19 protein-coding genes and 3 pseudogenes are annotated in these 20,190 nt (G+C 61.2%); 10 read left to right on the top strand and 12 right to left on the bottom strand.

Going from position 1 to position 20,190, the window contains the following annotated elements; genetic code table 11:
* Window positions 1-18: 18 nt before the first annotated feature.
* Complete coding sequence (locus BCR55_RS11705; protein WP_012492794.1) at window positions 19-897, bottom strand: alpha/beta fold hydrolase; 879 nt, start codon at window positions 895-897, stop codon at window positions 19-21.
* A 103-nt stretch (window positions 898-1,000) separates the two neighbouring features.
* Between BCR55_RS11705 and BCR55_RS11710 the strand changes: the two genes are divergently transcribed.
* From BCR55_RS11710 to BCR55_RS11720, 3 genes are all read left to right on the top strand, one after another.
* Window positions 1,001-1,894, top strand: coding sequence for a LysR family transcriptional regulator (locus tag BCR55_RS11710; protein WP_006489030.1), 894 nt, complete (start codon window positions 1,001-1,003; stop codon window positions 1,892-1,894).
* Between the two features lie 531 nt (window positions 1,895-2,425).
* The gene (locus BCR55_RS11715) at window positions 2,426-3,109 is read left to right on the top strand and encodes a glutathione S-transferase (protein ID WP_006489007.1); all 684 of its coding nucleotides are present in this window, start codon (window positions 2,426-2,428) and stop codon (window positions 3,107-3,109) included.
* 85 nt (window positions 3,110-3,194) lie between these two features.
* On the top strand, window positions 3,195-3,770 hold the full coding sequence (locus tag BCR55_RS11720) for a TetR/AcrR family transcriptional regulator (RefSeq protein ID WP_006489025.1): 576 nt from the start codon (window positions 3,195-3,197) through the stop codon (window positions 3,768-3,770).
* Between the two features lie 141 nt (window positions 3,771-3,911).
* Here BCR55_RS11720 and BCR55_RS11725 read toward each other — a convergent pair whose 3' ends face one another.
* Window positions 3,912-4,838: a LysR family transcriptional regulator gene (locus BCR55_RS11725; protein ID WP_006489014.1), complete on the bottom strand. Its 927-nt coding sequence runs from the start codon at window positions 4,836-4,838 to the stop codon at window positions 3,912-3,914.
* A 129-nt stretch (window positions 4,839-4,967) separates the two neighbouring features.
* On the opposite strand from BCR55_RS11725, the gene BCR55_RS30630 reads away from it, so the two are divergent.
* The gene (locus tag BCR55_RS30630; RefSeq protein WP_083211785.1) at window positions 4,968-5,756 is read left to right on the top strand and encodes an alpha/beta fold hydrolase; all 789 of its coding nucleotides are present in this window, start codon (window positions 4,968-4,970) and stop codon (window positions 5,754-5,756) included.
* Between the two features lie 472 nt (window positions 5,757-6,228).
* Here the strand turns inward: BCR55_RS30630 and map are convergent, their stop codons facing one another.
* The 3 genes from map to BCR55_RS11740 form a co-directional block, all read right to left on the bottom strand.
* The gene (map, locus tag BCR55_RS11730) at window positions 6,229-6,996 is read right to left on the bottom strand and encodes a type I methionyl aminopeptidase (protein WP_006486504.1); all 768 of its coding nucleotides are present in this window, start codon (window positions 6,994-6,996) and stop codon (window positions 6,229-6,231) included.
* Window positions 6,993-7,205, bottom strand: a complete 213-nt coding sequence (locus tag BCR55_RS11735) for a ParD-like family protein (protein ID WP_001554376.1) — start codon at window positions 7,203-7,205, stop codon at window positions 6,993-6,995. Before BCR55_RS11735 ends, map begins: the two co-directional genes overlap by 4 nt.
* Window positions 7,206-7,447: 242 nt before the next feature.
* On the bottom strand, window positions 7,448-7,840 hold the full coding sequence (locus tag BCR55_RS11740) for a nuclear transport factor 2 family protein (RefSeq protein ID WP_001554375.1): 393 nt from the start codon (window positions 7,838-7,840) through the stop codon (window positions 7,448-7,450).
* 99 nt (window positions 7,841-7,939) lie between these two features.
* Between BCR55_RS11740 and BCR55_RS11745 the strand changes: the two genes are divergently transcribed.
* Entirely contained in the window at window positions 7,940-8,839 is a 900-nt protein-coding gene (locus BCR55_RS11745) for a LysR family transcriptional regulator (protein ID WP_012492791.1), read from the top strand.
* 306 nt (window positions 8,840-9,145) lie between these two features.
* Here the strand turns inward: BCR55_RS11745 and BCR55_RS11750 are convergent, their stop codons facing one another.
* Window positions 9,146-10,084 carry an alpha/beta fold hydrolase gene (locus BCR55_RS11750; protein ID WP_012492790.1) on the bottom strand — a complete coding sequence of 313 codons (939 nt, stop codon included), beginning with the start codon at window positions 10,082-10,084 and terminating at the stop codon, window positions 9,146-9,148.
* 22 nt (window positions 10,085-10,106) lie between these two features.
* Window positions 10,107-11,015: an alpha/beta fold hydrolase gene (locus tag BCR55_RS11755; protein WP_012492789.1), complete on the bottom strand. Its 909-nt coding sequence runs from the start codon at window positions 11,013-11,015 to the stop codon at window positions 10,107-10,109.
* An 89-nt stretch (window positions 11,016-11,104) separates the two neighbouring features.
* Between BCR55_RS11755 and BCR55_RS11760 the strand changes: the two genes are divergently transcribed.
* Window positions 11,105-11,470, top strand: a complete 366-nt coding sequence (locus BCR55_RS11760; protein ID WP_012492788.1) for a MerR family transcriptional regulator — start codon at window positions 11,105-11,107, stop codon at window positions 11,468-11,470.
* Between the two features lie 84 nt (window positions 11,471-11,554).
* Here BCR55_RS11760 and BCR55_RS32375 read toward each other — a convergent pair.
* Window positions 11,555-11,749, bottom strand: a pseudogene (locus BCR55_RS32375) (IS3 family transposase); the annotation flags it as partial.
* 429 nt (window positions 11,750-12,178) lie between these two features.
* On the opposite strand from BCR55_RS32375, the pseudogene BCR55_RS11765 reads away from it, so the two are divergent.
* Window positions 12,179-13,404: pseudogene (locus BCR55_RS11765) on the top strand (MFS transporter).
* Between the two features lie 216 nt (window positions 13,405-13,620).
* Here BCR55_RS11765 and BCR55_RS30635 read toward each other — a convergent pair.
* Window positions 13,621-14,622 carry a GlxA family transcriptional regulator gene (locus BCR55_RS30635; protein ID WP_077181384.1) on the bottom strand — a complete coding sequence of 334 codons (1,002 nt, stop codon included), beginning with the start codon at window positions 14,620-14,622 and terminating at the stop codon, window positions 13,621-13,623.
* A gap of 157 nt (window positions 14,623-14,779) precedes the next feature.
* Here BCR55_RS30635 and BCR55_RS30640 point away from each other — a divergent pair, with 157 nt between their 5' ends.
* From BCR55_RS30640 to BCR55_RS11770, 3 genes are all read left to right on the top strand, one after another.
* Window positions 14,780-15,148 (top strand): DUF3817 domain-containing protein, encoded by a 369-nt coding sequence (locus tag BCR55_RS30640; RefSeq protein WP_027350538.1) that lies wholly within the window; start codon window positions 14,780-14,782, stop codon window positions 15,146-15,148.
* Window positions 15,148-15,573, top strand: coding sequence for a CopD family protein (locus BCR55_RS30645; protein WP_201267304.1), 426 nt, complete (start codon window positions 15,148-15,150; stop codon window positions 15,571-15,573). Before BCR55_RS30640 ends, BCR55_RS30645 begins: the two co-directional genes overlap by 1 nt.
* A gap of 94 nt (window positions 15,574-15,667) precedes the next feature.
* Window positions 15,668-16,570: a LysR family transcriptional regulator gene (locus tag BCR55_RS11770; protein WP_012492785.1), complete on the top strand. Its 903-nt coding sequence runs from the start codon at window positions 15,668-15,670 to the stop codon at window positions 16,568-16,570.
* A gap of 567 nt (window positions 16,571-17,137) precedes the next feature.
* Here the strand turns inward: BCR55_RS11770 and BCR55_RS11780 are convergent.
* The 3 genes and pseudogenes from BCR55_RS11780 to BCR55_RS33025 all read right to left on the bottom strand — a co-directional run bounded on the left by BCR55_RS11780 (window position 17,138) and on the right by BCR55_RS33025 (window position 20,097).
* Window positions 17,138-17,929 carry a thioredoxin domain-containing protein gene (locus BCR55_RS11780; RefSeq protein ID WP_012492784.1) on the bottom strand — a complete coding sequence of 264 codons (792 nt, stop codon included), beginning with the start codon at window positions 17,927-17,929 and terminating at the stop codon, window positions 17,138-17,140.
* A 12-nt stretch (window positions 17,930-17,941) separates the two neighbouring features.
* A pseudogene (locus tag BCR55_RS11785) lies at window positions 17,942-19,897 on the bottom strand (conjugative transfer ATPase); the annotation flags it as partial.
* Complete coding sequence (locus BCR55_RS33025; protein ID WP_063828757.1) at window positions 19,792-20,097, bottom strand: hypothetical protein; 306 nt, start codon at window positions 20,095-20,097, stop codon at window positions 19,792-19,794. The gene BCR55_RS33025 and the pseudogene BCR55_RS11785, both read right to left, overlap by 106 nt.
* Between the last annotated feature and the right edge of the window lie 93 nt (window positions 20,098-20,190).

Here is a 20,190-nt window from a genome sequence, read left to right on the forward strand (position 1 = left end):
GGGCAGGCTCGAGGACATTCATGAAGGCAGGAAGGCGAGGACGTGATCGAGCAACACCTCGGGTGCTTCCTCCGGGATGTAGTGGCCGCAGGGCAGCGCCATACCCTTTACGCCGGGATTCCAGCGGCGCCACTCGGCCAGAGGGTCGAAGCACCGTTCGATCACGCCATCGCGTCCCCACAATGCCAGGAAGGGACATTGGATCTGCTTGCCCGCGGCAAGATCGGCCTGATCGTGTTCGAGGTCGATACCTACCGAGGCACGGTAGTCCTCGCAGATGCCATGTGCGGTTGCCGGATCGGACAGGCAACGCAGATAGGCAGCATAGGCCTCCGGCGCGAAAGGCTTCAGGCCGGCACTGCGGGCTCCCATGGTCTGCTTCAGGTAGAGATCCGGGTCGGCCCGGATCAACGTCTCTGGGAAAGGCGACGGTCGCACGAGGAAGAACCAGTGCCAGTAGGCGCGCGCGAATTCGAATGAGGTCTGCTGGTACATCGCCAGCGTGGGTGCCACATCCAGCGTGACCAGGCGGGATACCACATCTGGATGATCCAGCGCCATCCGCGCCGCGACCCGACCACCCCGGTCATGACCGATCACCGCGAACGTCGGCAGGCCCAGCGCCTGCATTAATCGCACTTGGTCCAAGGCCATCCGACGCTTGGCATAGTTGGCGTGGTCTGGCTCGCCTGGCGGCTTCCCGCTGTCGCCATAGCCGCGCAGGTCCGCAACGACAATCGTGAATTGCCGCGCCAGCGTCGGAGCCACCTTGTGCCAGATCGCGTGTGTCTGAGGGTGTCCATGCAGCAGAAGCAGCGCCGGCCCGGCGCCGGCCATCAACGCATGAATCTTGATGCCATCGACCGTGGCGGATACGTCGGAAAAGCCTTCGAACATCCCTTGCCTCCATGTTCCGACGGCCATTCTATTCCTGCATCAGAACGGCGTTATTGAATTATAATTATTCAATTAATAACTTATAAGAACGAATTGGAGCATCATGTCCGAGTTCTCCGACATCCGCCTTTTCACCCTAGTGGCGCGCCATCGCAGCTTGGCTGCGGCCGCGCGCGAACTTGGCGTCACCCCGCCAGCGGTCAGCAAGCGCCTGGCGCATTTGGAAAAGCGGCTCGGCGTGCGCCTGACCCATCGCACGACACGACGCCTGACACTCACGCCGGAGGGCGAACGCTACCTGGCCGAGGGATCACGCCTGCTCGGGGAATTGCAGGAACTTGAGCAAGTGCTGATCCGCGGCCATGCCGAACCGGCCGGACTGCTCCGTGTCAATGCCTCATACGGTTTCGGTCGTGTACGGGTGGCACCGGCCATTTCGGCGTTCGTTGCCCGCTATCCCGCCATACGGGTGCAACTGCAATTGACCGACCAGCCCTTGAACCTGCGCGAACACGGCTATGACATCGGCATCCGCTTCGGCGATCCTCCCAGCACCCGGATCAACGCAAGGTTGCTGCAGCGCAATCACCGCCTTGTATGCGCCTCGCCGGCCTATGTCGCCCGGAACGGCAGACCGGCCGTTCCGCATGATTTGGTGCGTCACGCCTGCTTGATCGTTCGGGAAAACGATGCGGCCTACGGCGCTTGGCATTTCCGTCGCGGAAAGTCCACGGAGACGGTCAAAGTCGACAGTGTGCTATCGAGCAACGATGGCAACGCCGTGCTGCGCTGGACGCTGGACGGCCATGGCATCGCCATCCGCTCAGCGTGGGAAATCGCGCCCTACCTGGCCCGGGGCGAACTGATCCCATTGCTGGGTGACTGGAAGCTACCCAACGCTGACATCTACGCGACCTACCTGGAGCGCAGCGAGGTGTCGTCCGCCAAAGTGCGCGCGTTCGTTGATTTCATAGCAGAATATTTGACGATGAGTTGAAACGCTATCAAAAGGTAGCAATAAGCATTATGGGAGTCATCGTGACGCCAAGGGCGATTACGCGCTCAATCGGCGTTGCCGATGTGGATGCAGTCGTCATCCAGGGGCCGATGCCGGCAGATAACACATCGACGTTGTTGCAATGCCCCATCGCCAACGCCGACTCCACCATCTCCGGCAGCAGACTGCGCTGGATGAGATCGCGCTTGAGCCCTCCTCGCCAAGGGTGCGCCGCCAGAGTCCAGCAACAGCCGCGGCAACGGACTTCAAGGCTTCGTTTGTGATGCGCACAATCTTGTTGACGCTCCCTCATCCTGGTACGCGTGGTCACGCAAGCATGCAACCCAGCGGTCGGAAGCGAATGAGGTATCACGGAGGAGCGCAAACGATTGCATGGCTTGAGCGGCAGTTGCGACGGCAAAGCACAGTTGACATTGGCATTGCTACCCAATAGCATTCCACCTAACGATCGTTAGGTGGCATGAAATTGCTGCCTCATTGATACGAAATCGTCGCGTGGAGAGCCCTTAAATGAATACTGTTGCAATGGCGGTTGATGGTGAGCCAGCAATGAAGATCTATGACTTCCCCAAAGGACCCTATCCGACCCGTGTCCGGATCGCTCTGGCGGAAAAGAGCCTCCAGTCGCGCGTGGAATTCGTGATGGTCGATCTGCGTAAAGGGGAACACAAGGATCCAGAATTCATTGCGGGGAAAAACTACTCTGGCACGGTTCCGGTACTTGAGCTTGCGGATGGAACTTGCATTGCCGAGTGCACTGCCATCACAGAGTATCTCGATACGCTCGTCGGGGAGCCTGTCTTGACGGGCTCCACTGCGCTTGAGAAGGGGATGATTCACATGATGAGCAAACGTGCCGAACTCGAGTTGCTCGACGCCATCAGTGTTTACTTCCACCATGGGACGCCGGGCCTGGGTCCGCTGGTGGAGCGATACCAGAACCCGGAATGGGGGTTCAGGCAGCGTGACAAGGCCTTGCGTGGCATGCATTATTTCGACGACTTGCTTCGCAAGCAAGCTTATGTTGCCGGCGACGCGTTCTCCATGGCCGACATTACGGTCATCGCCGGACTGGTATTCGCTGATATTGTCGACTTGACAGTACCAGCCGAATGCACGGCACTCTTGGCATGGTACGAAAGGATGAAAATGCGCCCCAGCGTAAAGAGCCAACCCGCATTTGCTCGCAGATAGGCCGTTCGACGATCATTGCAACCGGGTGTTTGAATAATAAAAATGCCGCCGCGGAACATCCTCAAACAAATCGAAGGCAACGGCTGTGGAGAGTCAGAGAAACACGAACTCCAGTGACAAGATCTTGTCCATTGCAACACGAATCGCCCAGGCGCACGGTTACGGTGGCTTGAGCGTTCGCCGCTTGGCCGAAGAAGTCGGTGTCAAACCTGCAAGTCTTTACCATCATTTCCCGAGCAAGGCGGCTCTTGCTGCTGCAGTTGCCAGACGATACTGGAACAATTCGGCGACGCAATTGGAAGAACTGTTGAATCGGTTTCCGGACCCCACAGATTGCTTGCGCAGATATCCCGATATGTTCAGGAAGGCGCTGGAGAACGACAACCGCATCTGCCTGTGCAGTTTCATGACGGCTGAATACGATGACCTTCCCGAGAATGTGAGGCAAGAAGTTCGAACATTCTCTGATGTGCATATCACATGGCTGGCTAAGGTTTTGGCGAGCGCCGGGATTGTCAATCCGAATATCGCGAAAGAACGCGCGCAGGCCATCTATGCTGCAATCACAGGAGCGCAGCTGATGGCACGTGGGCGTTTCGACTTAAGTCTTTTCGATACGTTGATCACGAGCTACAGGGCAACCGGGCTTCTGCCGGCATAGAGGCAAGGCCGGCGGATGCACCACGAAGACAAGCGCTCGACTGCTGTTTGAGCAAGGCAACTGCCACGTTACGTTTGGGGCGCGTCCAACGCCCGGCATTCTCAGGGCTGGGGCTATGCATTCCAGGGCTCAGGGGCAACCTCAAGCCGTAGTGCTCCTATGCATGAGATCCCATGGCTGCATGTCGCCGAAGCTCATGCTCAGATGCTCGATGAAGCGGCGAACTTTCAACGACACATGCCGCTTGCTCGGATAGATGGCATGAATCGCCAAATCAGTTGTTTTGTGGTCGGGCAGCAGGACACGAAGCGCACCGCTGGCGATGGACTGCTCGAACACGAAGCTGGGGCCGTAGACCACTCCCGCCCCTGTCAGCGCTGCCGCTAGCAGCATCTGCATGTTGTTTGCAGCGAGCCGGATCGCACCATCAATGTGATGGGTCTGGCCGTTAGCATCCGTGACGCTCCAGTCTCCGGCTGAAACTGCCTGGGAGAAAGCGAGCCGAGGTGCCTGGCGGAGCTGTTCGACGGTTTTCGGCTCGCCATGTCGTGCCAAAAAAGATGGCGCTGCGCAGAACATCATGCGACACGAGGCGAGCCGCCGAGCAACGAGGTCGGAGTCTTGCAGACGGCCGATGCGGATAGCAACGTCGATGCCATCTGCCAGTAGATCGACATAGCGATCGCTCAGCGTGGTCTCGATCGAGACATCGGGGTATTCAGCCAGATAACTCGATACAACACGACCAAGATGCAGTGCCCCAAAGGTTGTCGGCGCAGCCACGCGCAAAATACCATGCACACTCTGTTGCGCGTCCTGGGCTTCGCGGTTCGCGTCCTCGTATTCTTCCAGTAAGCGCTTGCATCGCGTGTAGTAGGACCTTCCTACATCCGTTAGCGTCAACTTGCGCGTACTGCGTTGAAGCAACCGAACTTTCAACTGCTCCTCGATCGCGGAAACGTGCTTGCCCGCCATCGAGGGTGACAGGCCAAACCGTCGAGCGGCGCTTACCAAGCTACCTTCTTCGACTGCGGAGACGAACACCGCCATGCTGAGCAATCTATCCATACCACCTCATTCGATATCCTGATTATCAGGTGGTAATAAATCTAGGCCAATTATCGGCCGAACGGAATGGGTCTAGCCTAGCACTGTAGCCAGCCGATCCCCGGTGGGCTTTAGCAAAAGGATGTTCCAATGAAGGTCGAATCGAACGGCATAGAGATCCATGTCGAGGAACAAGGGCAAGGCGATCCGTCACTCGTTTTTCTGCATTACTGGGGCGGCTCGTCCCGCACTTGGAAGCACGTCTGCTCCGGGCTGGCGCCGAACTTCCATACGCTTGCTCTCGATCATCGCGGCTGGGGTCGATCCGACGCGCCTTCGATGGGCTACGGGCTGGCAGACCTTGCAGCCGATGCGGAGGGCGTGATCGCAGCGCTGCACCCGAAGCGCTACGTTCTGATCGGTCACTCTATGGGAGGCAAGGTTGCTCAGCTTATGGCGTCGCGGCGGCCTGTCGGACTGGCCGGGCTGGTTCTCGTCGCTCCTTCACCGCCATCGCCAATGATCTTGCCGAAAGAGGCACGCGAAATGATGGCAGGAGCCTACGCAAATCGCGAAACAGTGGAGGCGACTATCGACAACGTGCTGACGGCCCTCCCACTGTCAGCGGAGGATCGCGAACAAGTGATCGCGGACAGCTTGCGTGGCGCGCCAGCGGCTAAGCTAGCTTGGCCCAGAGCGACCAGCTTGGAAGACATCACTGGACAGGTAGGTGCCATCGACGTACCTACGCTTGTTATTACGGGCGAGCGGGATCGCGTGGATTCGCCCGAGGTACTGAGGAAAGAATTACTTCCTCGCGTATCGCAAGCCGTCATGACCGTAGTACCAGGTGCAGGGCATTTGCCTATGTTAGAAACACCGGATGCATTGACTCCATTGATTGAGAATTTCTGCCGTTCACTGCCTGGGAAGGGGTGAAGCGGACATCGCGGCGGTGCGCAATCGAAGCGCCTCGCAGCTAATACGCGGCGAAAAGCTCGCCCCCCGAAGGGCGTTGCACGGACATGGGCGGCGCAGTTCGTGCACTGGTACAACCACGAGCACCTGCACAGCGGGCTGCGCTTCGTGGCCCCGGCCGTTCGCCATGCCGGTCAGGATGAGGTCCAGTTGCAGGCACGCAGATAGGTATACGAGCTTGCCCGCCAGCGCCATCCGCAGCGCTGGACCGGACCGACCCGCAACTGGAGCCGCGTTGGCGCCGTCACCCTCAATCCCGACCGCGATGCGGGCGCGCCGAGGCAAAGCCGACAGCATGAAAGTAACCGATTAGCTGCATGAGATCAGGCGACAACTACCTTGACACGCACCGAGAGCACGCCGGCAACGGCGTGTTCTTATCCGAAGGCAAAGTCAGGTCCTGAGCGAAAGTCCGTATCGCTACCACACTGGATCAGTGCAACGCTTTTTCGCCCGGGCGCAGTGTCAAGACACGCACGCCGCTCCCGGTGACGGCAACGGTATGCTCGAACTGAGCCGACAGTTGCCCGTCGCGCGTGACGACCGTCCAGCCGTCGTCCTCAGTTCGAATGGCACGTCGTCCTTGGTTCACCATCGGCTCTATGGTGAAAACCATGCCTTCGCGCAGTACTAGCCCCGTTCGCGGCTTGCCCCAATGCAACACCTGCGGCGGCTCGTGCATCTCCCGGCCGATGCCGTGCCCGCAGTATTCCCTAACGATTGAATAGCCATTCCTGCGGGCATGCCGCTCGATGGCGTGGCCCACGTCGCCGAGCGTGGCACCTGGGCGGACAGCCTGGATGCCTTTCCACATCGCTTCATAAGCCACTTGCACGAGCCGCCGTGCCGGCTGCGACACCTGGCCCACCAGATAGGTCTTGCTGGAATCGGCGATGTAGCCATTCTTCTCCAGCGTGATGTCGAAATTGACGATGTCCCCGTCCTGCAGGATGTCCTCGGCGGAAGGAACGCCGTGGCAGACCACATGGTTGCGGGAGGCGTTTAGCGCGTAGGCGTAACCGTATTGCCCTTTGCTGGCCGGGCGTGCGTTGAATTCATGGACGATGAGGTCATCGACCAGATCATTGACCTGCATCGTGGACATGCCAATCAGATTCAGCCGATCAAGATGGCTGAACACCTGTGCCAAAAGCTGGCCTGACTCCGCCATCAGCGCGATTTCTTCTGGCCGTTTGGTCATGACGCCCCCATCTTGATGGGTTGCGCCACAACGCCCGCGGCTCGCAGTTCACGAGCAACGATATCGTTGAAGCTTTGCGTTGGATTCATTTCACACAGCATGCCGATCCTGATCCAGAAGGCTGCCTGTGCGTTGATCGACCGGCACGATACTGCGCTGGCCTTGCGCAGTTGGTCATGCAGATCGTCGTCGATGTTCACGATGCCCATGTATCTAGTCGTATATGAGACATATACGAATCATATAGTCGTCTTGGCCGTAGCGCAAGTGAACTGCGCTGACGTGACCAAGTCGACGCCATGATGGTTTCCTAGGAGCCGGTAGCGCAGGCCTGACTCGGCGCGATAGCAATGGCGGGCCGAGTTCGCCGATCGGGCTATGACGGCATGGGCATCGGCAAGCTCGGCCAAGCTCCACTCTCGACCGAGGGCGTCGCCTTGACCTCGAACCTTCAGTCCCTGGCAAAAAAGGCATTCATGCCCGGCAGGTCGGACAGGTAGGTCTCGATAGCAGCGATCTTGCCATCGCGCAAGGTGCAGACCGTAGCCAGATGCTCGTCCAGTACGAGGTCATTCCGGCGTGCAGTGTTATGCAGCGAGAGCGCGACATTATCCCGGCTTACCAGAATGTGCTTGAGCTCGAAATTCAGGCCGAAGCTGGCAATTAGCTCAGCTCTGGCAACGACTGCTTCCGCACCGACCGCTGGACCAGAGATCTGATTGTCTCCGGGCAGAACCCAGGTGGCATCGTCGGTAAGAAGCTTACGGATCGCCTGCCAGTCGCGGCGGGTCAGTGCGGCATGAAACTGCTTGGCCAAAGCAAGCTTTGTTTCGTAGGTATGCATGACTATTCTCCTGTAGCAGGGTGTACAGCGAGATTAGACAGCGCCAGGAATGGATCTGTAAAATTGATATTTGATAGTAGCTAGCAATAGATTAAAGTTATGAAGAAGCACGACATGGGTCTACTGGTGTCGTTGGATGTTCTGCTTGAAGAGGCCAACGTCACTCGTGCAGCACGACGCTTAGCCATCAGCCAGCCTGCACTCTCAGCCCAACTGGCCCGCTTGCGGCAGGTGCTTGATGATCCTTTGCTGGTGCCGGCCGAGCGCGGCCGAGGTATGCGGTTGACGCCACGTGCAGCGCAGCTGAAATCACCCCTGCATGAGTTGCTGACACGGCTTGAGGATCTTGTCGAGGCGCCCTACGCTTTCGATCCCAGCACGGCCAAGCGCGATTTCACGATCGCCCTCAATGACAATGCCGCGATGACGATTGGACTGGATCTCATCGAGTGCATTCGGAAGCAGTCGTATGCAGGCATTAGATTGGCCATGCTCCAGATACCCCGGGATGAGGTCCTGGATCTTGCAGCTCGCGGCCGCATCGACCTGGTGATCGGCACCCGAGCCTTCATGCCCCCTGGTTTGCGCACCCATGATCTGGTCTACGACAGGTTTCAGGTGGCCCAACGCAAAGGGCATCCTCGCGGCACGGCTGCAATGACGCTGGAGCAATACTGCGCTTATGAGCATGTGCTGGTGTCTACCAATGGCAGTTATCACAGTGGGATCGATGATTTTCTTGCAGAGCTGGGGCATTATCGACACACCACGGTATCCGTGCAGTACTACACAGCGGTGCCACCGATACTTGAGCGCACGAACTGCCTGGCGACGTTGCCTGAGCGCTTCCTACACCGCTTTGATCACATGATCGACCGCTTCGACCTCCCATTCGCATTCGATCCGTTCCAGCTGCAGGTCGGTTGGCATCCGCGCTTTGACGAAGATTTAGGACATCAGTGGCTGCGTGAACAGCTGATTGCGGTGAGGCCCTTCTAACGCATGAAATGACGGGTACTCAAGGGGCTCGAAGCCCACGGGTAGTTGAGTTTCGCATCGGCCGAGTTTGCAGGCAGGAAACCGTGACCCGATGGAAAGCATTCCTGGGGCGTATGCAGGAAATTGTGCCGTGGAAGCTGCTGGCGAGTGTGATCGAGCCGTTCCAACGGAGGGCTGTTGAGTTCCATGCAGGGCATCATCCCATTGGCTGGAGCGGATGCTTCTCATGGGCGCAACTACGTCCACCGCAGTCAATTCTTGCCGGAATAATAGCCGGAGGCAGTCGCGTGCAAGTTAGTCGAATTCTTAGGCTGACGAGTCTGCGATCGGCATGCCGGAAGCCCCTGTGCCCATAAGAAATGGAAGCATCGCTGCCAATACCTCTTCTGGCGACTCCTCCGGTTGAAGGTGGCCGCCCCGGATGGGTACGCCTTGGACGTTGTTGGCCCATCGGCACCAGATGTCGATGGGGGACGGGCCTTCCCACCCTTGTGGCCAAAGCACAAGCACGGGGCAGGACAGCTTCCTGCCTACGGCACGGTCGGCCGCATCGCAGGCGCGGTCCTCCTGCGCTGCTGCCCGATAGTCCTCGCAGATGGCGTGCCGAACATCGGGATCTTGGAACGCACGCCGATAGGCCTCGAGAGCGAACGGCTCGACATTGCCCAGCCCGCCCGCCATACGGGCCAGCGCAGCATCGATGAATGCCTGCGGGTCGGCGGACAGCAGCTTTTCCGGGAGCCCGAATGGCTGGGCCAGGAAGAACCAATGGAAATTGGTGCGTCCAAATCGTTCGTCCACCAGATCCCATGCATCCAGGGTCGGAATCACGGCCAGCGAGGCGAAGTGCGTCACATGCCCCGGGTAATCGAGCGCAAGGCGGTATCCGGCGCGTGCCCCCCGGTCGTGTCCCACAACGGCAAACCGGCGGTGTCCAAGTTTGGCCATCAAGGCAATCAAGGCGTTGGCCACGCGGCGCTTGGTCCAGCGCGGCCGATCCGAGTCAGCCCGACTGCTACCGTAGCCGGGCAGGTCCGGCGCCACGACCGTAAACGACTGTGCCAGCCGTGGCGCGACATGACGCCATGCAAGATGGGTTTGTGGGTAGCCGTGTAGCAGCAGCACGGGCGGTCCTCCGGAGCCGCCAGTGACGCCGCGGAACGCCACGCCGCCCGCCTCGATGTGCAACTCTGAGAATCCAGCAAATGAGTTCCACGATGCAATGCCGTCGATACCCGACATCATCAACTCCGTACGGTATGGATCGCTAGCGTGAAAGAGCCATGCGAACGAAATCCGACAGGTCCCGGTTGAAGCGCTCCGGTTCTTCGAGGAATGGCGCGTGTCCCGAATCGGCATACAGCTCGCTGCGGATTCGTGGGTTGAGGCTCTTGGCCCTGGCGATACTGGGCTTGGCCTTCACGAGCGCGTCCTGGGCGCCGTAGAGCAGCAGGAGCGGAACCTCGGCCTTGCTCAATCCTTTGGCTGCCTCGACCGTCATCGACCGCACGGCACGTTGCATGTCCCACGATGCCAGCGCGGCGTTGGCCAGCAGCAAGGAGAACGTGGTCGCGTCGGGCTGGCGGTGGAAGCACAGCCTCAGGAAAGCGCGCTCGCCGTCCAAGTGGGTTTGCAAGTCCGAAGCGATCATGTCGCGATAGACTTCTGGGTGCGCCACGATCTGGTCGGGCTTCAGTTCGATCACTCCGTCGACATAGACGGCGCCGGCGATACCTTTGTCGCCATAGGCCGCCAGGTAGTTCGATATCACGGCACCGCCCAGCGACCATCCCACGAGCACCGGCTTGCGCGCGTGTGTCGATTCGATGATCGCGGCCAGGTCATCGGCCCAGCGGCGTCCGTCGGTGTAGGAGCTGGCCTCGGCCGGCTTGCCCGACAGGCCGTGCCCGCGCAGGTCGTAAGTGATCAATCGGTAATGCTGGAGTCGAGGGTCCTGTAATTGCTTACTCCAGTTCAGCCGGCTACCCAGCAGGCCATGAATGAAAATGATGGGAGAACCCTCGGGATCACCAGCTTCCTGGACGGCCAGCACCACTCCATCGGGGGCAGTGACGGTGTAATCCCGGGCTGCGGCGAACGTAGCCGGTGCGGCGGCTAGTAGCGCGAATGTCGCTATCAGTGCGCCGAGTGCACCACGAAGCTTCGACAAAGACATAGACACGTACTCCTCGGTTCCTAGAACACGCCTAGTCTCAAGCCTCACATTGATGTGAGTGTCAAGCGGGGAAATGGTACAGTGGGCCCATGTCCAAGCCTCAAAGCCCCATGACCATTGGCGAGCTCGCCCACAAGACAGGAGCAAGCCGGCGCTCGATCCGGCATTACGACGACAACGGACTGCTAGCTTCCGTACGCGCGGAAAACGGCTATCGGATGTTTCTCCCAGTCGCCGTCACTCAGGTCCGTCAGATCCAGAGATTGATCGCCACAGGCTTCAGCTTGGCGGAAATCCGCGGATTTCCCGATTGCATGCGCATGATCGAAGGCGCTGCAGCGTGTCCTGAAACGAGTGAAGTGCAACGCCGGAGACTCGCTTCCATAGAGCGGCAGATCGCGGACCTTGAACAGCGACGCGCACGGCTGCGCCAGATGCTGGTAGAAGAGGCCTAGCAGGCTTCTGAAGTACCCCTATCCTCGATAGTCGACCGACGTCAGTGAACCGTCCCGAGATTTCCGGAGACTTGTTGGTGTGAGTCACGCCGCCATGGCGATCTCACGCGTCTGTTGATAGTAGTTTGCTTCGGCGGCGGCCGGCGGGATGTCGTCGATCGGCCCAAGCAGCCGCTTGTGGTTGAACCAGGCTACCCACTCCAGGGGGGGCAACTCGACGTTATACAGGTTCCGCCAGGACCGCCGGTGGATGACCTCGGCCTTGTACAGGCCGTTGATCGCAGTCGTGTCGAATCATGTGTAGGCACAGATCCATTCCGGCTCACGCGCCTGGGACACCGTGGCCCCGGGGAACGTGCAGTAACCGTTGCCGGCACGCGCGGAGGGCAACAGGACGTGCTCTCGTAGTGGTGGATTGAGCGCGACGCTGGCGTCGCTGCAGCACGCCAGTTCGCCGATGGAGAGGAGCGCGTGGGGGCCCGGTTCATGGGGCATGGATACGCCGTTTCACCCGCTTGACTCTCACATTGGTGTGAGGGTCGAGACTATCGGCATGTAGCCAGCGGAGTCGCTCCACGGTCCGGCCATCTGCGTCGGGGCTGTGGCGGCCCTCCGGTCCGATCAGGCTTGTTGCGAAGCAGCATGCCCCCCTCATTCCGGAACATTCCGTTGCCGAGACGCTGACCTCCCCTTGCAGAGAACGACGACATGATCGAGTCCAGCCATCCCGCGCAGCCAGGCCACGCCACGCCCGCGCCCCCGCAGAAGGCGGCCTGGGGTGCCGTATTCGCCCTGGCCCTGGGCGTGTTCGGCCTGGTCACAGCGGAGTTCCTACCGGCCAGCCTGCTGACCCCGATGGCCGCCAGCCTCGGCGTGACCGAGGGCATGGCCGGCCAGGCCGTGACCACCACCGCGGCGCTGGCCCTGGCCACCAGCCTGGTGATCGCGGCGGCGACCCGCGGCATCGACCGGCGCTGGGTGCTGCTGGCCTTCTCGGCGATGTTGATCGGCTCGAACCTGCTAGTTGCCTTCGCCCCCGGCCTCGGTGCCGTGTTGCTGGGACGTGGGCTGCTGGGCATCGCCCTGGGCGGCTTCTGGACCATGGCCGCGGCCACGGCGATGCGCCTGGTGCCGGAGCAGGACGTGCCGCGAGCGCTGTCGATCGTGTTCAGCGGTGTCTCCGTCGCCACCATCGCGGCGGCGCCGCTGGGCAGCTACCTGGGCGATGCCGTGGGATGGCGCAACGTGTTCCTGATGGCGGCGGCGATCGGCGTGCTGGCCCTGGCCTGGCAGTGGCGTACCCTGCCCAGAATGGCGCCCAGCGGCTCGGCCAGCCTGGGCACGCTACTGGAAGTGATGCGGCGGCCGCAGATGGCGCGCGGCATGATGGCGGTGCTGCTGGTGTTCGTCGGCCACTTCACCTTCTTCACCTACCTGCGGCCGTTCCTCGAGCACGTGGCCGGAGTGGGCGTGAACGGGTTGTCGGCGATCCTGCTGGGCTTCGGCGTGGCCAACTTCGCGGGCACATCGCTGGCCGGCGCACTGCTGCAGCGGAACCTGCGGCTGACCCTGCTGCTGATGCCATTGGCAATGGGGCTGATGGGGCTGGCCTTCGTCGCCCTAGGCCAGGCGCCGCTGGCGGACGGGCTGCTGGTGGCGCTGTGGGGCATGGCCTTCGGCACAGTGCCGGTGACCTGGTCCACCTGGATCACAGTCACCGTGCCGGACGAAGCCGAGAGCGGCGGCGGCCTGCTGGTAGCGATAATTCAACTGTCGATCGCGGTGGGTGCGGCGGCGGGTGGCGCAGTGTTCGACGCGAGCGGGGCGCGTGGCGTGTGTCTCGCCGCGACGATGTACTGCTGGTGGCCGCGCTGACCATTTTCACCGGACTGCGTACCCATCGAAGCGATAGAGGACACAGCAAGGCGGCTTGATGAGCTGGCGATAGCGCGACCGCCCAAGTTCCTGCGGTTGGCTGCCGCTTTCCGAGTGATCGGCCAACTGCTCGACGTGTCCGAAGACGCGTCCGATCGGGTTCACCCCCGATATCACGGACACTTACAAGGAGGCCGATGAAGGCCCTGAGGAGTGTTCATGTCGAAGCGAAGGAAGTTCAGTGCGGAGTTCAAGTGAGAACTCGTCCAGACAGTTCAGCGCACAGGATTAAAGGATTTTCGATAGGCCGTTGGGCTGACTCCCACGATCCGGCCGAAATGTTCCCGCAGGGAGGTGGGGCTTCCAAAGCCCACTGCACTAGCGATGTGCTCAACGGGTAGGTTTGTCGTTTCTAGCAAAGTCTGCGCACGCCTGACACGCGCCCTTAGAAGCCACTGGAGAGGGCTAGTGTTCAGTTGTTCCTGAAACCGTCGATTCAAGGTGCGGCTACTCATCGCAGCCCGCCCAGCCATGTCCTTCAGGGTTAAATCTTGATCTAGCCGCTCTTCGATCCATTGCAGCAATGGGCTGAGATTGGAAGATGCGTCTGGGGGATCGTAAGCGATGAACTGCGCCTGCCCGCCATCTCGTGCAAGAGGCATGACGGCACATCGTGCTGTGTCTGCTGCAACGGCATTGCCGCAGTCTTGTCGAATCATGTGTAGGCACAGATCCATTCCGGCGCACGCGCCTGCCGAGGTGAGTATCCGACCGTTGTCCACGAAAAGAACATTGGGGTCGACTGTGACCTGTGGGAAGAGATCTGCCAGAAGTTGTACACCACGCCAGTGGGTGGTGGCACGCATGCCATCTAGCAGCCCCGTGCGTGCCAGGATGAAGGCGCCACTGCACAACGATGCGATCCTCGCACCATTCTTTTCCGCTGCTCGGATGGCTTCCAGCAGGGTGTTGGGGATAGGGGAAAGGACATCGTCGAGCCCCGGAATGATGACAGTCTGGGCATTCACGGCATGGCTCAAGCCCCAGCGGATACGCATGTCGAACAACTTTGTTCGAATACGATTCGACTGGGCGCATACGAGAACCTCGTATGGGATCTTCCCCGGCGGGAGGGGCGCGCGCCCGAACATCTCGCAGGCCATCGTCAGGTCAAACGGCACAACGCCATCAAACGCCAGGATGGCTACCCTGTGTACTGCACTTTGCTTCACAGAACTCGCTCCCTTGATTGGCGAGAATCCTTCGATAGATGGCATTCTAGCCAATTGGCGAACTTCCGACATGTCGACATACTTGCGCTTCCGGCGAGAGGAAAGTCGCTGAAAACATAACCATTGAACAAGGTCGAGGCATGCCTGCATCAATCAGGCGCCTGGATTGTTCTGACATATTGAGCCACCCAGCGGATGAGTCATGACCACAAGCGCACAGGCAGAAAAGAACTCACTCGATCAAATCAGAAGTATTGAATCCAAACAACTGAGGCGCCTGGAGAAGGCGTCGATCGTCGAGGCGACAACTCTGATCCTGCTAGTGTTCGTTGCGGCACCTCTCAGGCATTTCGGGGATTGGCCGTATGGCTCGAAGCTACTTGGGCCAATACATGGGATCGCATTCTTGGCGTACCTATGGACTGCCTTGCAAACTGTAGCCGGCGGCGGCTGGCATAAACGTGAAATGCTTCGATTGTTCGCAGTTGCGTTCCTGCCATTCGGCGGCTATCTCAATATCCGGTGGCTACGTGAACGGGCGAGAATATTCAACGATATCGGACAGGCCTGATGATGATTGCGGCGCTCTATCCCTATTTGGTGGCGACGCACGTGACAGCGGTGGTGTTTCTGGTAGGCGGCTTGCTTGCGCAAGAAAGGATAGTAAATGCCATTTCGCAGTCCCCACCGGAAGAACAAGCAGGGATGCTGGCTGCATTGCAGCGCTTTGATCTCCTTGTCACGACACCTGCATTGTTGTTGACCTGGATCTTCGGGTTATCACTAGCGCTCAGCGCAGGATGGCTGTCGTCACGATGGTTGCTGGTCAAGCTGGCTTTCGTCGTCGCGCTCTCGGCTTTGCATGGGTTCCGTTCCGGGCGAATACGTCATTGCATTCGAACTGGAGCAGCTATAAGAAGAATTCCCGGTGCTGATCTCGGCATCGTGATTGCGATGCTAACCATAGCTGTGTTGGCATTTGTGAAGCCGGTCTAGCACGATAGCGGAAAGTCCTTCATGTCCCCGGACGTGCGAACCTGCCTGCCGGCACGGGCCAGCAGGACGCGGGGCGAGATTCCGGAGCGTAACGATGCTGATGCGCCATATCCGGTATTTCATCGCCGTGGCGGAGGAACTTAGCTTTACCCGTGCTGCGGAGCGACTTCACATCGAACAGTCGCCTCTGTCGCGATCCATCCGCCAATTGGAGGATGATCTTGGCGTCCGGCTCTTCGAGCGTAACAGCCATGGCACCCGGCTCACCTGGGCTGGACAAGTCTTCCTTGAGGAGGCACGGCGCGTACTGGCAGCGGTCGAGCAGGCCCGTGCCGGCGCAAGGGCCGCCGCGACCGGATACCGCGGGCTCCTGAGAATCGCGCTGTCCGACGGCATCTCGCCATCGCACTTGAGCAACCTGCTGGCTCGCTGCCGCGAAGAGTCGCCCGAGGTCGAGATCAGCCTGTTCGAAGTGACACTCGCACAGCAGCTGAAAGGCCTGAGAGAGGGCGACTACGACGCGGGGTTCGCGAAGGCGGAGCATCCGGGGGAAGGATTGCTGGCCACGCCGGCGTGGAGCGAGCCTCTGGTCGTCGCGGTGCCGGCGCGGCATCCCGCCTTGATCCATCCCGAGCTTTCCCTGATGGAGCTGCTTTCCCATCCACTGGTGCTGTGTGACCCGAACGCGTGCGCAGGATGCAGCCGGCAACTCGACAGGCTGTTGCGTGCCGCGGAATGCGAGGTCAGGATTGCCGAAAGGGTGGCATCCCATGACCTGCTGATGGCGCTGGTCGCGGCGGGCTACGGCCTCGGGATCACCACCCGCACGCATCTGTCCCTGTGGCGGCACCCGGATGTCGTCTCGCGTCCGTTGGCCGGTGAAGTCCCCCCGTTGACGACCTACCTGTTGCGCCGGGATGCCGAAGACTCGGTGCAGTTGCGGAGCTTCGTCGAACGATTGCGAGAAACCACGATGCCTAACCTCGAAAAGGCGTAGGTAGGTGCGAGGGAGTAGGACGAGGTCCGGGACAAGACGGCAAGCTTGTTCACTTGTCTTCATGTAGTGGCGACCCCAATGCGGAGCATGGAAAGAGGCCATGATGGGTGCGCTGATCAAGCCTGTGAGTGTCCCGACAGCAGCGGATACAGGGACATCACGAGCAGCACGGCCATCGCGATGTTGAAGATGCGCAGGCGGCGCCGGTCCGTTGACAACGGCGTAGAGGGCCGCGATGGCCATCACCTCCAGCGCGCCGCCCTCGGTGGCTGAGTAGGTGGCAATGGCCCCGATGGCCATGGTGGCACGCCTTGGGATTGCCCCACTGGAAGGCGGCAGCCTTCCAGAAGCCGAATGGCCGATCTGGGGCGGCCGTCTCCCGCAACGGTTGTGAGGTATCAATCTTCCAGCATCAGGGTTAAACCTCAGGTCAACTTGAGGTCAAGCGAGGTTTCAGGCAGTGCGAATCGGCTGTTGGCGATCGGCCGCCCCCTCGCTAAGCGACCTTCTCGCGCGGACCCATGGCAAGGCCTGGACAGGCCGCGAACTCGGGTACGGGTGACGACATCACCGGATGGTCGTTATTGCGGGGGTGCGGGTGTCTCCGCTGAGTGCCGCGTCGGCGGCATGGGTGGGTCCTGGAGCGCGCGATGCATCGCTGGCGACCAGATCGAGTGCCGACAGAAGCGCATCACCGTCGATCGGCCCATGCAGCAGCAGTGATCCTCCCGTCAGGCTGTCTTCCAGCCGCACGGTGGGCGTGGCGTTGATACCGCTGCGCAGGGCCTCGTCGGCCTGCGCGCGAACGATAGCTGCGGAACGATCGCTGTCCAGGCATGCCTGGATGGCGGTCGTCAGGCCTGGCCAGGTCAGGTCAGCCGGCAGCCCCTGGCCATCGCCGCGGGTATTTTGGTAGAGCCATGCGATGGCACCAAAGAAGGCCTCGTGGCCCTGTGCTTCGCCTGCGCACTCGGCCATGCGGGCCAGCCGACTCGCCTCGGGATCGTGCATCGCCAGCGGCAGGTGATGCCACCGCAGGCTGGCGTCGGGATGGGCATCGATCCAGGCCATCAGGGTCGGGTAGTAGGCCTTGCAGAACGGACACTCCAGGTCGGCGTACAGCGTCAGCGTGAAGCGAGCATCGGCTGGGCCGTGACGCCAGGGTGGGCCGGCCGGATGCGCCTGCGCGGCCTCAGGCCCCGTGCGTGGTGCCGGCGCACCGGGCGTGCGGTACAGGAGCCAGCCCAGCAGGCCCGCAACCAGGATGCCAGCCACCATCCAGTGCAGCCGTGGCAGGCGCCCGGCGCGCTTGCGAAGGGCCTGGACCCGGCCCGGCAAGGTGGTTTGCTTCGAGGACATGACGCGCTCCGGTCATTTCGGCAGGGACAGCGGCGGTGATGCGATGCCACGCGCCTGGTCGATCTTTTCGGCCACCTTGAAGGCGGCATCCAGTTCGCCGATGCCGTACTGGCGCATGAGCTGGTAGCGCTCGGCTTTTTCTTCCGGTTCGGTCTGCGCAAGGGCCAGATAGAGGCTGGGCGGCACGGCGCGGAACAGCACTTCCATCGACTTGGACAGGATGACGCCCTCGCTGAACTTGCCCGCCTCCTTGCGCGCGGAAAGCATCAGCGCCTTCTGCGCGGGCGAAAGTTCGCGGAACCGGGCGATCTTCTCCACCTCGTCGGGCGGCATCGACAGGCAGATCCACCACTCGATCATGTTGAGCATGGGCTCGGCGGCCTTGGGCAGGTCGTCGATGTTCTGCGTCGCCAGCCAGTACCACGCACCGAGCTTGCGCCACATCTTGGTGATCTTGACCACGTAGGGCGCGAGCAGAGGGTTCCTGGTGATGATGTGGCCTTCGTCGGTGACGTTGATGATCGGCCGGCCCAGGAACTGGTCGCGCTCGGCGATATTGTTCACCGTGTTGATCAGCGAGATGTAGGCAATGGAGAGCTGCGCGTTGTAGCCCTCGCGCGCGAAGGTGGCCAGATCCACGATGGTGATGTCCGCCTCGGGCCAGGGCGTGCCCGGACGGTCGAACATCTCGCCGTCTGCGCCCTGGCAGAGCATGTCCATCGCATCGGCCATCTCCAGCAGCCGCGCGCGCCGGGCATCCGGCAGGTTGGCGTCGCGAGCGCGTTCGCGCAGCGCGTCGCGCACGTCGCGGGTCAGCACCGTGCGCGCCTGTGCCACGCAGCGCTGGGCGGCGCCCAGGATGCACTGGCGAATCAGGCTGCGGTCGGCGCGCGTCATGCGCGCTTCCTCCTTGTCCTCGCCGCCGGTGATCATCAGCCGGGCGGTGATTTCGAGTTCGCCGAGCACGTCGCGCTGGTCATCCCCGTCGTCGGCCGGATGGGTGTCGCCGTCCTCGTCCAGAGCGTCGGCATCCAGCGTCTGCACCTGGCCCGGTGTATCGACCAGTCGCCAGGCATCGGCGAATGGCGCCAGGCTCACGCCCGCGCCGGGTGCCAGCTTCACGCGATGCACGCTCAGGCCCAGCCGAGCGGCGAAGTCACCGAACAGGCCAAAGCTGTTGCCGGCCTCGACGATGAACAACCTGGGCCGGTAGATCGCCGTGACCTGGTTGAGGATGTTGTTCAGCGTGGCGCTCTTGCCGGAGCCGGTGGGGCCGAAGAGGAACAGGTGGGCGTTCATCTGCCGGTCGAGCCGGTTCAGCGGATCGAAGGTGATCGTGCCGCCGCCCCGGTTGAAGAAGGTGATGCCTGGATGGCCGGTGCCCTGGCTGCGCCCCCACACCGGCGCCAGATTGGCCGCGTGCTGCGCGAACATCAGTTGCGTGTACCACTGCCGCTTGTCCGCCGCCGGGTCGAACAGACAGGGCAGCCAGCGCAGGTAGGTGTTGAGCGGGGCCACCTCGTCCTCTTCGCGCACCGGCTGCAGGCCCGCATTGAGCATGACATTGACCAGTTGCAGGCTGCGGGCGTCGAGCTGCGCCATGTCGCGGCCGCGCAGGTAGAACGCCAGCGTGCCCCGGTACAGCTTGTGCGCGCTGCCGATGAGGCCGCGGGCCTGCTGCACGTCCTGGCGTGTTTGTTCGCTGGCGAGCGTCTCGCCAACCGCCTTGCGGGCCAGGTGGTTGAGGTGCGCCTCCAGCACATCCTGCGGCGTGGCGACCAGAGTCAGGCACATCACCGTGTCCTCAGGCATCTGGTCGAACAGCGCGTTCATCGCATCGCCGCCCTTGCGCGTCTCGCCGGTCACGTGTCCGGTCGCGGGCGGCGAGCGCAGGCGGTCCATGACGATGGCCCGGTGCGGCATGCCGTCGAAGAACCACAGGCCGCGGGCGACATCCGAGCGCGGTTGATCACGGCAATGATCATCACCAGGACGATGACGCCGAGCACGCTGCCAAGGAAGGGAAACAGAATCGTGGGCCAGAACAGCCCCCGGCCGAGGTTGTACGCAAAACCCCGGTAGCCGGTCTCACCGAACTGCCAGCCATACAGGGCGAAGAGGATGCCGATCGCAAGATAAGCGCTGATGAGTTTCTGTTTGTTCGTCATATATCAGTTAATCGCAGATGTAAAAAAGCCGACCGAACTGGTCGGCAAACGAGGGTTCCGGCGATCCGAGGGGAAGATGCCGGAACCCAAGCC

It is taken from the genome of Burkholderia sp. CCA53 (assembly GCF_001685525.1).
Taxonomy (GTDB): Bacteria; Pseudomonadota; Gammaproteobacteria; order Burkholderiales; family Burkholderiaceae; genus Burkholderia; species Burkholderia multivorans.

What these genes read in the sequence shown, in the direction of transcription:
- BCR55_RS30630 (WP_083211785.1), top strand. Translation starts at nt 4,968, where the DNA reads ATGAAGGTCGAATCGAACGGCATAGAGATCCATGTCGAGGAACAAGGG.
- BCR55_RS30640 (WP_027350538.1), top strand. Translation starts at nt 14,780, where the DNA reads ATGACCACAAGCGCACAGGCAGAAAAGAACTCACTCGATCAAATCAGA.
- BCR55_RS11760 (WP_012492788.1), top strand. Translation starts at nt 11,105, where the DNA reads ATGTCCAAGCCTCAAAGCCCCATGACCATTGGCGAGCTCGCCCACAAG.
- BCR55_RS30635 (WP_077181384.1), bottom strand. Translation starts at nt 14,622, where the DNA reads ATGCCATCTATCGAAGGATTCTCGCCAATCAAGGGAGCGAGTTCTGTG.
- BCR55_RS11705 (WP_012492794.1), bottom strand. Translation starts at nt 897, where the DNA reads ATGTTCGAAGGCTTTTCCGACGTATCCGCCACGGTCGATGGCATCAAG.
- BCR55_RS11745 (WP_012492791.1), top strand. Translation starts at nt 7,940, where the DNA reads ATGAAGAAGCACGACATGGGTCTACTGGTGTCGTTGGATGTTCTGCTT.
- BCR55_RS11750 (WP_012492790.1), bottom strand. Translation starts at nt 10,084, where the DNA reads ATGATGTCGGGTATCGACGGCATTGCATCGTGGAACTCATTTGCTGGA.
- BCR55_RS11725 (WP_006489014.1), bottom strand. Translation starts at nt 4,838, where the DNA reads ATGGATAGATTGCTCAGCATGGCGGTGTTCGTCTCCGCAGTCGAAGAA.
- BCR55_RS11740 (WP_001554375.1), bottom strand. Translation starts at nt 7,840, where the DNA reads ATGCATACCTACGAAACAAAGCTTGCTTTGGCCAAGCAGTTTCATGCC.
- BCR55_RS11715 (WP_006489007.1), top strand. Translation starts at nt 2,426, where the DNA reads ATGAATACTGTTGCAATGGCGGTTGATGGTGAGCCAGCAATGAAGATC.
- BCR55_RS11780 (WP_012492784.1), bottom strand. Translation starts at nt 17,929, where the DNA reads ATGTCCTCGAAGCAAACCACCTTGCCGGGCCGGGTCCAGGCCCTTCGC.
- BCR55_RS33025 (WP_063828757.1), bottom strand. Translation starts at nt 20,097, where the DNA reads ATGACGAACAAACAGAAACTCATCAGCGCTTATCTTGCGATCGGCATC.
- BCR55_RS11770 (WP_012492785.1), top strand. Translation starts at nt 15,668, where the DNA reads ATGCTGATGCGCCATATCCGGTATTTCATCGCCGTGGCGGAGGAACTT.
- BCR55_RS11735 (WP_001554376.1), bottom strand. Translation starts at nt 7,205, where the DNA reads ATGGGCATCGTGAACATCGACGACGATCTGCATGACCAACTGCGCAAG.
- BCR55_RS11755 (WP_012492789.1), bottom strand. Translation starts at nt 11,015, where the DNA reads ATGTCTTTGTCGAAGCTTCGTGGTGCACTCGGCGCACTGATAGCGACA.
- BCR55_RS11710 (WP_006489030.1), top strand. Translation starts at nt 1,001, where the DNA reads ATGTCCGAGTTCTCCGACATCCGCCTTTTCACCCTAGTGGCGCGCCAT.
- BCR55_RS30645 (WP_201267304.1), top strand. Translation starts at nt 15,148, where the DNA reads ATGATGATTGCGGCGCTCTATCCCTATTTGGTGGCGACGCACGTGACA.
- map (WP_006486504.1), bottom strand. Translation starts at nt 6,996, where the DNA reads ATGACCAAACGGCCAGAAGAAATCGCGCTGATGGCGGAGTCAGGCCAG.